General features: G+C 62.0%; 13 protein-coding genes. 8 read left to right on the forward strand and 5 right to left on the reverse strand.

Going from position 1 to position 14,364, the window contains the following annotated elements; genetic code table 11:
- Positions 1-89: 89 nt before the first annotated feature.
- Genes BLU76_RS28955 through BLU76_RS28970 form a run of 4 tightly spaced genes read left to right on the forward strand, consistent with a single transcriptional unit; the run spans position 90 to position 4,105 of the window.
- Positions 90-1,016, forward strand: coding sequence for a DUF72 domain-containing protein (locus BLU76_RS28955; RefSeq protein WP_072346380.1), 927 nt, complete (start codon positions 90-92; stop codon positions 1,014-1,016).
- Positions 1,013-1,822: an endonuclease/exonuclease/phosphatase family protein gene (locus BLU76_RS28960; RefSeq protein WP_092225545.1), complete on the forward strand. Its 810-nt coding sequence runs from the start codon at positions 1,013-1,015 to the stop codon at positions 1,820-1,822. Before BLU76_RS28955 ends, BLU76_RS28960 begins: the two co-directional genes overlap by 4 nt.
- Positions 1,819-3,117, forward strand: coding sequence for a cardiolipin synthase ClsB (gene clsB, locus BLU76_RS28965; RefSeq protein ID WP_092225547.1), 1,299 nt, complete (start codon positions 1,819-1,821; stop codon positions 3,115-3,117). The genes BLU76_RS28960 and clsB overlap by 4 nt, the downstream gene beginning before the upstream one ends.
- On the forward strand, positions 3,104-4,105 hold the full coding sequence (locus BLU76_RS28970) for a lysylphosphatidylglycerol synthase domain-containing protein (RefSeq protein ID WP_092225549.1): 1,002 nt from the start codon (positions 3,104-3,106) through the stop codon (positions 4,103-4,105). Before clsB ends, BLU76_RS28970 begins: the two co-directional genes overlap by 14 nt.
- A 134-nt stretch (positions 4,106-4,239) precedes the next feature.
- On the opposite strand, the gene BLU76_RS28980 is transcribed toward BLU76_RS28970, so the two are convergent.
- From BLU76_RS28980 to BLU76_RS28990, 3 genes are all read right to left on the reverse strand, one after another.
- The gene (locus BLU76_RS28980; RefSeq protein ID WP_003206064.1) at positions 4,240-4,998 is read right to left on the reverse strand and encodes an alpha/beta hydrolase family protein; all 759 of its coding nucleotides are present in this window, start codon (positions 4,996-4,998) and stop codon (positions 4,240-4,242) included.
- Positions 4,988-6,091, reverse strand: a complete 1,104-nt coding sequence (locus BLU76_RS28985; RefSeq protein ID WP_092225553.1) for a DUF3182 family protein — start codon at positions 6,089-6,091, stop codon at positions 4,988-4,990. The genes BLU76_RS28980 and BLU76_RS28985 overlap by 11 nt, the downstream gene beginning before the upstream one ends.
- Positions 6,092-6,379: 288 nt before the next feature.
- Positions 6,380-7,375 (reverse strand): GlxA family transcriptional regulator, encoded by a 996-nt coding sequence (locus BLU76_RS28990; protein ID WP_092225555.1) that lies wholly within the window; start codon positions 7,373-7,375, stop codon positions 6,380-6,382.
- A gap of 98 nt (positions 7,376-7,473) precedes the next feature.
- Between BLU76_RS28990 and BLU76_RS28995 the strand changes: the two genes are divergently transcribed.
- Together BLU76_RS28995 and BLU76_RS29000 are read left to right on the forward strand one after the other, a co-directional pair.
- Positions 7,474-8,028 carry a cysteine hydrolase family protein gene (locus tag BLU76_RS28995; protein WP_092149698.1) on the forward strand — a complete coding sequence of 185 codons (555 nt, stop codon included), beginning with the start codon at positions 7,474-7,476 and terminating at the stop codon, positions 8,026-8,028.
- Between the two features lie 251 nt (positions 8,029-8,279).
- Positions 8,280-8,897 carry a hypothetical protein gene (locus BLU76_RS29000; RefSeq protein WP_170862088.1) on the forward strand — a complete coding sequence of 206 codons (618 nt, stop codon included), beginning with the start codon at positions 8,280-8,282 and terminating at the stop codon, positions 8,895-8,897.
- A gap of 128 nt (positions 8,898-9,025) precedes the next feature.
- Here BLU76_RS29000 and BLU76_RS29005 read toward each other — a convergent pair whose 3' ends face one another.
- The gene (locus tag BLU76_RS29005; RefSeq protein WP_024778338.1) at positions 9,026-9,541 is read right to left on the reverse strand and encodes a single-stranded DNA-binding protein; all 516 of its coding nucleotides are present in this window, start codon (positions 9,539-9,541) and stop codon (positions 9,026-9,028) included.
- A gap of 9 nt (positions 9,542-9,550) precedes the next feature.
- Positions 9,551-10,948, reverse strand: a complete 1,398-nt coding sequence (locus tag BLU76_RS29010) for an MFS transporter (protein ID WP_092149695.1) — start codon at positions 10,946-10,948, stop codon at positions 9,551-9,553.
- Positions 10,949-11,127: 179 nt separating this feature from the next.
- Between BLU76_RS29010 and uvrA the strand changes: the two genes are divergently transcribed.
- Together uvrA and BLU76_RS29020 are read left to right on the forward strand one after the other, a co-directional pair.
- Positions 11,128-13,962, forward strand: a complete 2,835-nt coding sequence (gene uvrA / locus BLU76_RS29015; protein ID WP_063324142.1) for an excinuclease ABC subunit UvrA — start codon at positions 11,128-11,130, stop codon at positions 13,960-13,962.
- A 169-nt stretch (positions 13,963-14,131) separates the two neighbouring features.
- On the forward strand, positions 14,132-14,364 hold a 233-nt coding region (locus BLU76_RS29020), incomplete at its 3' end, for a DUF4372 domain-containing protein (RefSeq protein ID WP_139211573.1).

Consider the following 14,364-nt stretch of genomic DNA (forward strand, 5'->3'; position numbering starts at 1 on the left):
CCGCCGGGCATCCCATCGAAACTTTCCAGGCCGCGCAACAGTCATCAAAAGACACAGGCTGCACGAGGTCATTGGCACGGGAGGGATACATGACGGCGATCCACATTGGCATTTCCGGTTGGCGCTACACGCCCTGGCGGGGGGATTTCTACCCCAAGGGGCTGGCCCAGAAACGGGAACTGCAATTCGCCTCACGAGCGGTCAATAGCATCGAAATCAATGGATCGTTCTACGCCCTGCAACGCCCCGAACGGTATGCCCAGTGGTACGCCGAGACACCGCCCGGCTTCGTGTTCAGCGTCAAGGCCCCGCGTTTCATCACCCACATCAAGCGCCTGCGGGACATCCGCAAGCCGTTGGCCAATTTCTTCGCCTCCGGCGTGCTGGAGCTCAAGGAGAAGCTGGGCGCGATCCTCTGGCAGTTTCCGCCCAGCTTCAAATTTGACCCCGAGCTGTTCGAAGACTTCCTCAAGCAACTGCCCCACGACACCGAAGGTGCCGCCGCCCTGGCCCGCGAGCACGAGCCGCGCCTGGACGGCCACGCCAGCACCACCACTGATAAAAAGCGCCCACTGCGCCACGCCGTGGAAATCCGCCATGAGAGCTTTATCGACCCGCACTTCGTCACGCTGCTCAAGCGCTACGACGTGGCCCTGGTGATCGCCGACACCGCCGGTAAATGGCCCTATCGCGAAGACGTCACCAGCGATTTCGTCTACCTGCGCCTGCACGGCGCCGAGCAGCTGTACGCCAGCGGCTACACCGACGAGGCGTTGAAGCGCTGGGGCGCGCGGATCGAGGCCTGGAGCCACGGCAAGCAACCCACCGACGCCCAGTTGATCGACCCCGACAAGAAACCCCGGGCCCGTAAAAGCCGGGAAGTGTTCTGCTATTTCGACAACGACATCAAAGTCCGCGCGCCCTATGACGCACGCCACTTGCTGGAGCACTTCCATCTGGACAAGGACCTCGCCACCGCGCCCGGCGAGCGCCCGGCCGAAGGGGTGTTGCCATGAACCGCCCGGAAACCAGCGAAGCAACCCACGAGCCGACCCAGCAACAGGCCCAGGTTCTCGACCCGGTCAGCCGTTTCACCGTGCTGACGGTCAACACCCACAAGGGCTTCACCGCCCTGAACCGGCGCTTCATCCTGCCGGAACTGCGCGAAGCGGTGCGCAGCGTGTCCGCCGATGTGGTGTTCTTGCAGGAAGTCCACGGCACCCACGAACACCACCCCCAGCGCTATAGCAACTGGCCGAGCATGCCGCAATACGAGTTCCTGGCCGACAGCCTCTGGCCGCAGTTCGCCTACGGGCGCAACGCGGTGTACCCGGCGGGCGACCACGGCAACGCGCTGCTGTCGAAATTCCAGATCATCCGCCACGACAACCTGGACGTGTCCATCAGCGGGCATGAGAACCGCGGCATGCTCCACAGCGTGCTGCGCCTGCCGGGCGATGGACAGCAAGTGCATGCCATTTGCGTGCACCTGGGGCTGCGCGAAGGTCATCGTGTCGAGCAACTCAAGCTGCTTTGCCAGCGCTTGAGCGAACTGCCGCCCGACGCGCCAGTGATCGTCGCGGGTGACTTCAACGACTGGCGCGGCAAGGCCAGTGAACTGCTCGAACCCTGCGGCCTGCGGGAAGTGTTCGCCGAACAGTGGGGCAAACCGGCCCGCAGCTTTCCGGCGCGCCTGCCGGTCCTGCGCCTGGACCGCATCTACGTGCGCAATCTCAAGGCCCATCATCCCAAGGTGTTGAGCGTACGACCCTGGTCGCACCTCTCCGACCACGCACCGCTGTCGGTGGAGATCGAATTATGAGCGCGACAATGAACAAGGCGACGGTTGAGCAGGTCGAGGCGCCACCCACCGAACGCAACCCGGCGCTGACGGATATCGAATACGGCTGGCACGGCAACAATCGCGTCAAGCTGTTGGAAAACGGCGAAGAGTATTTCCCCAGGGTCTTCGAAGCCATTCGCCGGGCCGAGGCAGAAATCCTCCTGGAGACTTTCATCCTGTTCGAGGACAAGGTCGGTTATGAACTGCGGGACCTGTTGATCGAAGCCGCCGCGCGGGGCGTGCGCATCACCGTCAGCCTCGATGGCTTCGGCTGCGGAGAGCTGACCACCGAATTCCTCGCCTCGTTGAGCGACGCTGGCGTGCGCCTGCAAATGTTCGATCCCGCCCCACGGCGCCTGGGCATCCGCACCAACTGGTTCCGTCGCCTGCACCGCAAGATCGTGGTGGTGGACGGGGTGATTGCGTTTATCGGCGGGATCAATTTTTCCGCCGACCACCTGGGCGATTTCGGACCCGAGGCCAAGCAGGATTACTCCGTGGAAATCAAAGGCCCGGCGGTGGTGGATATCCATCACTTCGCGCTGTTGCAGAGCGGACGGCCTGCCCGGGCCAAATACTGGTGGCAACGGCGCCGCAGTCGGCGCAACGAATTGGCCATCAACGACCACGACGGCCAGGTGCGCCTGGTCTACCGGGATAATCACGAACACCAGACCGACATTGAAGAGGTTTACCTGCAAGTGCTGCGCAGCGCCCAGCGGCGGGTGGTGATCGCCAATGCCTACTTCTTCCCTGGCTACCGGTTGCTGCGCGAGATCCGCAACGCGGCACGGCGGGGCGTGGAAGTACGGCTGATCCTGCAGGGCCAGCCGGACATGCTGATCGCCAAGCTCGCCGCGCGCATGCTCTACAGCTACCTGCTCAAGGCCGGCGTGGTGATCTACGAATATTGCGAGCGACCGCTGCACGGCAAGGTCGCCCTGGTGGATGAGGATTGGAGCACGGTGGGTTCGAGCAACCTCGACCCGCTGAGCCTGTCCCTGAATCTGGAAGCCAATGTGCTGATCCGCGACCGGGCGTTCAATCGCGAGTTGTTCGAGCGCCTCGACTATCTGAGCCGCAACCATTGCACCGCCATGCCCGAGGACCACGCCCCCCGGGGCCTGTTGTGGCGCATGACCATCGGTTTCATGGTGTTCCACTTTTTGCGCCATTTCCCGGCCTGGGCCGGCTGGCTGCCGGCCCATAAACCGCGTCTGAAACCATTTTCACCGCCGACGGCGGTCCGGAGCGAACCCCATGAACCACTCTGAAGCGCACACCGCGCCGAGAGATGCCCATGCGCCGGAACAGTCCAAGCCCAAATCCCGCTGGAGCCGCTGGAAAAGACCGCTGACCCTGGCGTTTTTCCTGCTGTTGATCGTGCTGTTCACCACCTTGGCCCGACGCATCGATTGGTCGGAAGTGTTCGCCACCCTGGCAGACTTCAAGGTGCGCACCTTGATCATCGCCGCCGCACTGACCGTCACCAGTTTCATCACCTATGCCTGCTTCGACCTGATCGGTCGCACCTACATCCGCCAAAAACTGGGTTGGCGGCAGATCTTGCCGGTGGGGGTGATCAGTTACGCGTTCAACCTCAACCTCAGCGCCTGGGTCGGTGGTATCGCCATGCGCTATCGCCTGTATTCGCGACTGGGGGTCAGCAGCGGGAACATCGCCAAAATTCTCGGCCTGAGCCTGGCCACCAACTGGTTCGGCTACATGACCTTGGCCGGGGTGGTGTTCAGCAGCGGCCTGGTGACCATGCCGCCGGGCTGGAAACTCAGCAGCGATGCGTTGCAAGGCGTCGGCGCGCTGTTGCTGCTGGTGAGTGCCGGTTACCTGGTGGCCTGCCGGTTTTCCAAGCGCCGGGCCTGGACGATTCGCGGCATGGAAATCAATCTGCCGTCGCTGCGCATGGCGGTGCTGCAACTGGCGTTGGGCGCGCTGAACTGGTCGTTGATGGCGGCGGTGATCTTCACGTTGCTGCCCGGCAAACTGGATTATCCAGTGGTGCTCGGGGTGTTGCTGATCAGCAGCATTGCGGGGGTCATCACCCACATTCCGGCGGGGCTTGGGGTGTTGGAAGCGGTGTTCGTTGCGCTGCTGCAACATGAAGTGTCGCGGGGCAGCCTGCTGGCGGGATTGATCGCCTACCGGGCGATCTATTTCATCCTGCCGTTGCTGATTACCGTGGTGATGTACCTGGTGATCGAGGCGAAGGCCAAGGCGTTGCGGGTCAAGCCTGGGGTCAAGTGATGGGTTGCCTGGCCTGGCCTCATCGCGAGCAAGCTCGCTCCCACATTGGATCGGTTGTGAACACACCTATCTCGATCGCTATACATCCCCTGTGGGAGCGAGCCTGCTCGCGATGGGCCCCCAACACCGCACGATCAGCGTTCCTGGATGATGCTCAAGCGCTCTCCCACCACCATTTCCGTGATCCAGTCCACCAGGATCGAGGTGTAGGCCTGCTGTGACACGGGGTCGCTCAAGGCATGATCGGCACCGTCGATGATCCGGTGAGTCAGCGAGTGGGTCTGCTGGCACGCCGCCCGGTAGCTCATGATGGTGGCATGGGGCACGTAGGCATCGGTCTCGGACTCCACCAGCAACACATCGCCGGTGAACTGCGAACACGCATGCAAGGCGCGATTGGTTCCGGCGTGCACCAGCGTGCTGCGGTAATCCAGCAGGTCGGTCTTGTCCAGGTCGCGCTTGGGGGTGTGCCATTGCTCGTCGCGGTACAGCGCTGGCACCCGCAGGGCCAGCCAGCGTACCGGACGCAACGAAGTCAGGATCGAAGCCAGGTAGCCGCCATAACTGGTGCCCACCACGGCAATCGCCGAGGTATCCAAGGCCGGGTGCGCGAGCAAGCGGTCGTATGCCGCCAACAGGTCTCGCAGGTTGTCCTCGCGGGTGACCCGCGCCAACGGGATCCCCGCTCCGCCGGTGTGCCCACGCAAGTCGAAGGTCAGGCACACGCAACCCAGGCCGGCGATGCCTTTGGCCCGTTCCAGGTCCCGCTCCTGGCTACCGCCCCAGCCGTGCACGAACAACACGCCAGGAACCTTCGACTTGGGACTCAGGAATGTCCCGTTCATGCGTTCATCGTCAATCTCGATCTGAATGGTTTCACTTCTAGCCGTCATAGGATTGAACCGTTACGTATTTGAGAAGGAAGTCGCCGTTGTGCGCCGCGCCGCGATAGACCTCCCTCGCGCCGGGCGGCAGCGGTTGCTCGGTGTAGGTCTCCACCGAGGACACCCGCACCGCGCTGGTTTGCGGCGCTTCGACGAACACCTGCAACGCCGCCAGTTCGGCGCTGCTGGCGCCGCCCATGCGCCATGACTGTTCCAACACACCGCCACGGGGCTGGCCGGCGGCATCCAGGCCCTGGGCGATGTCGTAATTGCGCCGCGATGCAAAAAAGCTCGGGTAGGCCTGATTGGCGGCGTCATCGAACACCTGCGCCAGGCGCACCGCCTCGCGCACATCGTCGGGCAGTTCGAGCCTGAGCAACTCGATATAACCGCCCTGTACTATCAGCAGGTCCGACCCGCCGTACACCTCCACCCCCTCGCTGTCGTGGGTCAGGTGTTGCACACCGCAATAACTCAGGACCTTGCCGTTGATGAAGCTCTGGCCGACGCTCTGGGTCTTGACCTCGTTGAGGTGCTGTTCCAGCGCCACCCCATCGCGAAACAGCGCCTGGGCGTCCGGCCCGGCGACAATTTCATCGAACTGCGCCAGGCTCTTGATCAGCCGTTGCCCACGCCCGGCACAGGCATGGATCGGCTTGAGGCGAATCGGACCGGTGTACAGCAAGTGCTCGGCGGCCGGACGCGCATCCTTGAGCGAAAAGACCGTCACGCCATCGAGTACCGCGCCTCGCGTGAGCTTGGCAAACAGCGGCGACCAGCCCTTGGGCGCCACGGCGTCCTTATTCAACAGACCGTGGGTAATCGCCTTGGTGCAGATAAAATCATGCTCGACATACCCACCCCACATATCCTCCGGCCCTTTGACCCCCAGGCGCATCAAGGTTTCGGTGCCGATCAGGGTTTGCGTGGGCAACAGATAAAGATCATGACCGGCCCGAGGGTCATGACTGTCGTCGTACTCCCATCCCAGGATCTGTGCCAGCCACCGGGCCAGTGCACGATTGGTCTCGACCTCATGGCGCGGCGCTTGTGGATTGACCGAATAGGCCACTACCCGCTTGTTGCGATTGACTGGTGTCATGCGTTGCCCTTTTTCCTGCGTTCGATGGCTTTGGATATGCCTGTGAATCAGGAAAGGTGCAGAGATCAGGCCAACGGTGGCATCGGCAGGGATGGCTCAGCCAAACGGGCGTCTAGTGCGCAGTTGATAGCATCGGGCCTGTTTCATTCTGCACGACCCATGATAGGCATCCCGCAAATTGCACGATATCCAGCAGCAAAGAACCTACACCGGATGTAGTCAGTTGGGAGGGTGGGGCTGCTGCGCAGCCCAGCGGGAGCAAGCTCCCTCGCCACAAAGGGTCCAGTGTCAGCCTTTGGGAGTGCCCGTCGGACTTACCCCAAACCGCGCCCGATAATCACTCGGCGCCAAGCCGGTGATTTTCCTGAACGTCGCGCGAAAGGCGCTCGGGTCCTGGTAACCGACGGTCCAGGCAATGTGGTCGATGGTGCCATTGGTGAACTCCAGCATTTCCCGGGCTTTGCCGACGCGCAGATGCTGGCAGTATTCGGTGGGCTTGAGCCCGGTGGCGGCGCGAAACCTGCGCAGGAAGGTGCGTTCTTCCAGCCCAGCGCGTTCGGCCATCGCACCGAGGGAAACCTCCACCGCGCCGCTGCTTTGCAACCAATGCTGGACCTTGAGAATCGCCGGGTCGCCATGGCCGAGGATGGGCGCAAAATTACTGCCGCACTGGCTCGCGCTGTCGCTGTGCTCGATCACCAGGAATTGCGCCGTGCGCGTGGCGATGCTGGGCCCGAGCAGGCGGTCCACCAGGCGTAGCCCCAGCTCCGACCAGGCCATCAGCCCGGCGGTGGTGATCAGGTCGCCGTCGTCGACGATGGGTTTGTCGGCATTGAGCTTGATTTTCGGGTAACGCGCGGCAAAGGTCTTGGCCGAAGTCCAGTGGGTGGTGGCGCTGCGCCCGTCGAGCAGGCCGCTTTCGGCCAGCAGGATCGAGCCCACGCAAACCCCGCCGAGCACTGTGCCGTCGGCATGCTGCGCCCGCAGCCAATCCATCAGCGCCTGAGAGACCAAACCTTCACTGAAACCGGCAAGGGACGGTGGAATCAACAACGCCACCAGCTTGCCCGCCGGGCCTGTTTCGCTGTCGAACACCCGCAACGGCGCCTCGCCCTCCTCCGCCCGCCAGTGACTTACCCGCAGCGTTGGCAACTGCACGCTGGCATGCTCGGCCGCGATCCGCTGAGCCACGGCGAACAGATCGGTCAAGCCATGCACCGCCGCCAGTTGCGCGCCAGGGTAGATGAGCACCCCAAGCTCGGCGACCGCCCTTTGCTGCATCATTGTCAGTTTTCCCTCGCTTATTGTCGTTGCGGCCAATCCTCGAAGCGACGGTAAAAGCCAATACTGGCTTCACACCCAATCTGATCGAGGAAGCCCCCATGTCCAAGCAAGCGCTCATCGTAGTCGATATCCAGAACGACTACTTCCCCCAGGGCAAATGGCCGTTGGTCGGCGCCGAAGCCGCCGCCGACAATGCCGTACGGTTGATCGAAGCCTTCCGTCAGGCCGGTGATCGCGTGGTGCACATCCGCCACGAGTTCACCTCCGACGACGCCCCGTTCTTCACCCCAGGCTCGGAAGGCGCACAACTGCATCCTAAAGTGCTCAACCGCGCCGACGAACCGGTGGTGCTCAAACATTTCGTCAATTCGTTTCGTGAGACCGAACTACAATCCCTCCTCGAGCACCATGGCATCGAACAACTGGTGGTGGTCGGCAGCATGAGCCACATGTGCGTCGACGGCGTCGTGCGGGCGGCGGCAGACCTGGGCTACGGCGTCACGGTGATCCACGATGCCTGCGCCACCCTCGACCTGGAATTCAACGGCGTCGTCGTGCCGGCCGCCCAAGTGCACGCGGCGTTCATGGCCGCGCTGGGGTTTGCCTACGCGAGTGTGGTGAGCACCGAGCAATTCCTGGCCGACCATCAATAAACCCACGACATTACTAAAAACCGCACTTCATCATCCAAGTGCGGTTTTGCCTCAGGCATCAACGGCGTGTCTGGAGGCGATCAAGTCTCCAGCACGAGCAACAACCGCGGCGTCGTCGCCACGAACCCCATCTGCTGCGCTTCGCGCGCCATCCCTTCAGCTTCTCGCCGCTGCGCCCCTACTGTTTTTACTAGGCGTACTTGAGGAATAACGATAAGAATGGCCGGGCATTTTTCCCAAGAGCCAGCCGTATGAAACGCAAACGCCCACCGCGCCTGGTCGAATCCCCGTTCCCGACCGCTACATCAGCGCCACTGCACCCGCCCTCGTGGGATTGCTCAAGCAACGTATCCAGGCCGGGATACCTGGGCACGATGGTGTATGCCGTGGTAATGCTGCTGGCCTTGCCGGTCTATGGGCTGACAGTGCTATCGACGAAGCTGTTTCATGTCGGACAAAACCTGTCACCCATTCATACAAGAGTGATCGAGGCCCCCCTGTTTATAGCGCTCGCGTTCATCAGCGCATTCGCGGCCGTCTGCGTGCTCAACTGGCTGGCATCCGGACCTGAGGTGCTCGGTTTCTGCTTTGACGAACGCCAGCAACGCCTCACCTTCACCCAATGCCGCCCTGCCCGGCAAACCACCGAAGAATGCGTGCCGTACAGCGATATCCACTCCATCAGGCCCTACATAACGACCGCTTCCGCCCACTTTTGTCACTTTGTGGTGTGCTTCGCCGGGGCCAATGGCAAACCGATCGAACTTCGGTTTTCGGAGGTAACGGTGCGGGACATGGCGTTCCATGCCGAGTGGTTGAGGCAGTCGATTGGCGAGAGGATGCAGGAAGTATTGGATCTGGATTTGTGAGCATGACCGGGATTGCCCGGGGTCCTCAAGTCATGAACCTGGCCTGCGCCAATAAATAAAAAGCCCCAAGGGCAGAGTGCGCTTGGGGCTTTTTTTCAAACTATTGGCTGAGTAGTCTCAACCCGTCATCAGAACGGAATATCGTCATCAAAGCTGTCGAAATCCGGAGCCGGTTGCGGCGCGGCCTGTTGTGGGGCCGGACGCTCGCGTTGTGGCTGTGGGGCCGACTGCGGACGCGGAGCCTGCTGACGCGGAGCCGATTGCTGGTAGTTGTTGCCACCTTGTTGCTGGTCGCCCTGTGGACGGCCGCCCAGCAGTTGCATGGTGCCTTGCATGTCGACCACGATTTCGGTGGTGTAACGCTTGATACCGTCTTTTTCCCACTCGCGAGTCTGCAGCTTGCCCTCGATGTACACCTGCGAACCCTTGCGCAGGTATTCGCCGGCGATCTCAGCTACTTTGCCGAACATCGACACGCGGTGCCATTCGGTCTTCTCGACCTTCTGGCCGGTCTGCTTGTCGGTCCACTGTTCGCTGGTCGCCAGACTCAGGTTGGTCACGGCGTTGCCGTTCGGCAGGTAGCGAACTTCGGGATCCTGGCCGCAAGTACCGACCAATATGACTTTGTTAACCCCACGGGCCATAACGTTCTCCTAGGCTTCGCACGTAGTCGGGGCCGGGTTGTTCACCAGGCGCTCGAGCGTCGCACGATCCAATAATTCGGTGTCGAGTTTGATATACACGGCCGCTTCGTCGGCGACCACCACTGCATCGGTTACTCCAACGACGGCCTTCAGACGCTCGGTCAGGCCAGCCTCACGAATCGCCTCGGGCGATAAGGGCAAGCGCAGGCTCGTCACATAGGGAGGTTCGCGCATGGTAACAGCAAAGGCCAACCAAAGTGCAGCCAGCGCGGCACAACCCAAGAACACAACCGACAAACCGCCATGCTGGAACAGCCAGCCGCCGAGGATCCCGCCCAACGCCGAACCCAGGAACTGGCTGGTGGAATAAACCCCCATCGCCGTGCCCTTGCCGCCCGCCGGCGAGACCTTGCTGATCAACGACGGCAGCGAGGCTTCCAGCAGATTGAACGCGGTGAAGAACACCACCGTGCCGATCACCAGGGCCCGCAAGCTATCGCCGAACTGCCAGAAGAATAGCTCAGTGAGCATCAGCGTCATGACGGCGCCGAGCAAAACTCGTTTCATTTTGCGTCGTTTTTCGCCATAGATGATGAACGGGATCATGGCGAAGAACGAAATCAGCAGCGCCGTCAGGTAGACCCACCAGTGCTGCTCCTTGGGCAGGCCGGCCTTCTCGACCAGGGCCAGCGGCAAGGCCACGAAGCTGGACATCAGCATGGCGTGGAGCACGAAAATGCCGAGGTCCAGGCGCAACAGGTCCGGGTGCTTGAGCGTCGGGATCAGCGCCTGGCGCGCCACCCCGGATTCCCGGTGCTGCAACGGGCCAGTGGCGTGCGGCACCATGAACGCCACGATCAGGATCCCCACCAGCGCCATGGCCCCGGTCGCCAGGAACAGGCCGGACAAGCCAAAGGCGCGGGTCAGCAAGGGGCCTACCACCATGGCCACGGCAAACGACAGACCAATGGTCATGCCGATCATGGCCATGGCCTTGGTTCGATGTTGTTCGCGAGTCAAGTCTGACAGCAGCGCCATGACGGCCGCGGAAATAGCCCCGGCGCCCTGCAGGATGCGTCCCGCGATCACGCCCCAGATCGAGTCGGCATTGGCCGCCAGCACACTGCCAAGGGCGAAGACGATCAGCCCCAGGTAGATAACCGGGCGCCGGCCGATACGGTCGGAAATGACCCCGAACGGGATCTGGAAGATCGCCTGGGTCAGGCCATAGGCGCCAATCGCCAACCCGATGAGGGCCGGGGTCGCGCCAGCCAGGTCCATGCCATAGGTCGCCAGCACCGGCAACACCATGAACATGCCCAGCATACGGAAGGCGAACACCAGGGCCAGACCGCTTGCTGCGCGCGTCTCGCCACGACTCATGCGTTCGCTGTGGGGATCTTGCATGGAAAAACCTCATGTGAACCGGCGGCGATTCTACCAGTCCCATCGATTGAGAGGGTATATGGCGACCGTTTGCCGCGCAGTCTTCATGTATGGCTGCAATCGCACCTTCAATAGTGTGCATCCATCCAGTATTTGCCCGTATACTCCTACGTTTTCGACGCCCGCCGAGCGAGGCCACTTTGGACAAGATCCTGATTCGTGGGGCCCGTACCCACAACCTGAAGAACATCGACCTGACCCTGCCACGGGACAAGCTGATCGTCATCACCGGCCTGTCCGGATCCGGCAAATCATCCCTGGCCTTCGATACGTTGTACGCTGAAGGCCAGCGACGCTATGTCGAATCGCTGTCGGCCTACGCCCGGCAGTTCCTGTCGATGATGGAAAAACCCGACGTCGACACCATCGAAGGCCTGTCGCCGGCCATTTCCATCGAACAGAAGTCGACTTCCCATAACCCCCGGTCGACGGTCGGCACCATCACCGAGATCTACGACTACCTGCGCTTGCTGTATGCGCGGGTCGGTATTCCCCGTTGTCCCGATCACGACATTCCCCTGGAAGCCCAGACCGTCAGCCAGATGGTCGACCTGGTGCTGGCCCAGCCCGAAGGCAGCAAGCTGATGCTGCTGGCCCCGGTGGTTCGCGAACGCAAGGGCGAACACCTGATGGTGTTCGAAGAACTGCGCGCCCAAGGCTTCGTGCGGGCCCGGGTCAACGGCAAGCTGTGCGAGCTGGACGAACTGCCGAAACTGGATAAACAGAAGAAGCATTCGATCGATGTGGTGGTCGACCGCTTCAAGGTCCGTGCCGACTTGCAGCAGCGGTTGGCCGAGTCCTTCGAGACGGCGCTGAAACTGGCCGACGGCATCGCCTTGGTCGCACCGATGGACGACGAGCCCGGCGAGGAGATCATTTTCTCCGCGCGTTTCGCCTGCCCGATCTGCGGCCATGCCATCAGCGAGCTGGAACCCAAGCTGTTCTCCTTCAACAACCCGGCTGGCGCCTGCCCGACCTGCGATGGCCTGGGGGTCAAGCAGTTCTTCGACACCAAGCGCCTGGTCAATGGCGAGCTGACCCTGGCCGAAGGCGCGATTCGCGGCTGGGACAGGCGCAACGTCTATTATTTCCAGATGCTCGGTTCGCTGGCGGCCCATTACAAGTTCAGCCTGGATAAACCGTTCAACGAGCTGCCCGCCGACCAGCAGAAATTCATCCTGCAGGGCAGCGGCTCGCAGAATGTCGACTTCAAATACCTCAACGACCGCGGCGATATCGTCAAGCGCTCCCACCCGTTCGAAGGCATCGTGCCGAACCTGGAGCGACGCTACCGCGAGACCGAATCGGCCAGCGTGCGCGAAGAACTGGCCAAGTTCCTCAGCACCCAGCCCTGCCCGGACTGCCGTGGCACCCGTTTGCGTCGCGAAGCGCGACACGTATGGGTCGGCGAGAAGACGCTGCCGGCGGTGACCAGCCTGCCGATTGGCGACGCTACCGATTATTTCGGCGGCTTGAAGCTCACCGGCCGTCGGGGCGAAATCGCCGACAAGATCCTCAAGGAAATCCGCGAGCGCCTGCAGTTCCTGGTGAACGTCGGCCTGGACTACCTGACCCTCGACCGCAGCGCCGACACCCTGTCCGGCGGCGAAGCCCAGCGTATCCGTCTCGCCAGCCAGATCGGCGCCGGCCTGGTGGGGGTGATGTATATCCTCGACGAGCCGTCCATCGGCCTGCACCAGCGGGACAACGACCGGTTGCTCGGCACCCTGAAGCACCTGCGGGACATCGGCAACACGGTGATTGTGGTCGAGCACGACGAGGACGCCATCCGCCTGGCGGACTACGTGGTGGACATCGGCCCGGGCGCAGGGGTCCATGGCGGGCATATCGTTGCCCAGGGCACCGCCGCCGAAGTCATGGCGCACCCTGACTCCCTGACCGGCAAATACCTGTCGGGCCGGGTGAAGATCAAGGTTCCGGCCAAACGTACGCCGCGCAACAAGAAGCTGTCGCTGACCCTCAAGGGCGCCCGTGGCAACAACTTGCGCAACGTCGACCTGGAAATCCCGATCGGCTTGCTGACCTGCGTGACCGGCGTGTCCGGCTCCGGCAAGTCGACGCTGATCAACAACACCCTGTTCCCCCTCAGCGCCACGGCCCTGAACGGCGCCACGACCCTGGAAGCGGCCGCCCACGACAGCATCAAGGGCCTGGAGCACCTGGACAAGGTGGTCGACATCGACCAGAGCCCGATTGGCCGTACCCCGCGTTCCAACCCGGCGACCTATACCGGGTTGTTCACACCGATCCGCGAACTGTTCGCCGGCGTGCCAGAGTCCCGCTCGCGCGGCTACGGCCCGGGGCGTTTCTCGTTCAACGTCAAGGGCGGGCGCTGCGAAGCCTGCCAGGGCGATGGCCTGATCAAAGTGGAAATGCACTTCCTGCCAGACATCTACGTGCCGTGCGATGTGTGCAAGAGCAAGCGCTACAACCGCGAGACCCTGGAGATCAAATACAAGGGCAAGAACATCCACGAAACCCTCGAGATGACCATCGAGGAAGCCCGGGTGTTCTTCGACGCGGTGCCAGCCCTGGCGCGCAAGCTCCAGACGCTGATGGATGTGGGCCTGTCGTACATCAAGCTGGGGCAATCGGCAACGACCTTGTCCGGCGGTGAAGCCCAGCGGGTCAAGCTGTCCCGCGAGCTGTCCAAGCGCGACACCGGCAAGACCCTGTATATCCTCGACGAGCCGACCACAGGCCTGCACTTCGCCGATATCCAGCAATTGCTCGACGTGCTGCACCGCCTTCGCGACCACGGCAATACTGTAGTGGTGATCGAACACAACCTGGACGTGATCAAGACCGCTGACTGGCTGGTGGACCTGGGGCCGGAAGGCGGCTCCAAGGGTGGCCAGATCATCGCCGTAGGGACGCCGGAACAAGTGGCCGAGATGAAGCAGTCCTACACCGGCTACTACCTCAAGCCGTTGCTGGAACGTGATCGGGACTGATTTCACCCGAGCACGAAAAAGCCCCTGTCATCTCATCGGTGACAGGGGCTTGATCGTTCCCACGCTCTGCGTCACTAGTGTCCGGTAAAAACTGAAGGGGGAGCTTGCTCCCCCTTGCTGTGCCTGCGTCTTAAGCAATAATCAGGTTTTTCAGACTCGATTTTCGCCCATGTTCAGCAGCACGCGATTTGCACAAATGCTCCAGGCCCTTCCTCATCAGCTCTTCAAGGCAGCCGTCAAACGCTGTGGTGCTGATCGTTACGCTAAGCAGTTCACTTCCTGGGATCTACTTATCACGCTGATTTACGGTCAGCTTGTCCAAGCTAAAAGCTTGCGCACGTTGGCGACAGCTTCACAGTCGCTGGAACCCCATCGTTATCACCTAAACGCCAAGAACATGGT

The organism is Pseudomonas sp. NFACC08-1, assembly GCF_900106735.1.
Classification (GTDB): domain Bacteria; phylum Pseudomonadota; class Gammaproteobacteria; order Pseudomonadales; family Pseudomonadaceae; genus Aquipseudomonas; species Aquipseudomonas fluorescens_Q.